Origin of the sequence: Pseudoxanthomonas jiangsuensis, assembly GCF_010093185.1 — a bacterium.
GTDB classification, from domain to species: domain Bacteria; phylum Pseudomonadota; class Gammaproteobacteria; order Xanthomonadales; family Xanthomonadaceae; genus Pseudoxanthomonas; species Pseudoxanthomonas jiangsuensis.
In genome coordinates this window covers 1-521 of sequence record NZ_PDWL01000138.1, presented here as the reverse complement: position 1 = coordinate 521, position 521 = coordinate 1, and the positions used below count along the sequence as shown (strand labels likewise).

Here is a 521-nt window from a genome sequence, read left to right as displayed (position 1 = left end):
CTGATCTTGCGCCAGCGCCGCGTCGGCGGCCTGCAGGTGGCCGAGGTGCCGTATCTGCCGGACGGCGCGCTGATGGTGACCTCGCTGGCGAACCTGTCGATCTACTACCAGACCGGCGGTCGTCGCCGTTACATCAAGGAAGCGCCGGAACGCGATCGCATCGAGAACTACGAGTCCTCCAACGATGCCTACGTGGTCGAAGACTACGGCCTGGGCTGCGTGGTCGAGCACATCGAGATCGAGGCCTAAGCCATGGCCGACAGTCCCGCAAAGCGCCACCACAGCCGCGTGCTCGCAGAGCTGGAGGCTGCCCAGCGTGCACCGCACCAGCTGATGGCCGGTGCAACGGCCTACGAGCAGCACATGGCGCAGCTGCAGAGCGATCGCCTGCGGTTGAAGCAGATCCAGTCCACCCAGAGCAAGGCGGCGCTCAAGGCGCAGCTGTTGCCGACCTACGTGCCGTACCTGGCCGGCGTGCTGGCCGGCGGGCTCGGCATCGGCATCGGCGTGCCCTTGCTGGT

General features: G+C 67.0%; 2 protein-coding genes. Both read left to right on the top strand.

Annotated elements, in window-relative coordinates:
- Nucleotides 1–249, top strand: a 249-nt coding sequence (locus CSC62_RS17680) for a P2 family phage major capsid protein (RefSeq protein ID WP_162407917.1), incomplete at its 5' end; no start/stop codon positions are given.
- 3 nt (nt 250–252) lie between these two features.
- Nucleotides 253–521: phage terminase small subunit (gene gpM / locus CSC62_RS17675; RefSeq protein WP_246194542.1), on the top strand; the 269-nt coding region annotated here is incomplete at its 3' end.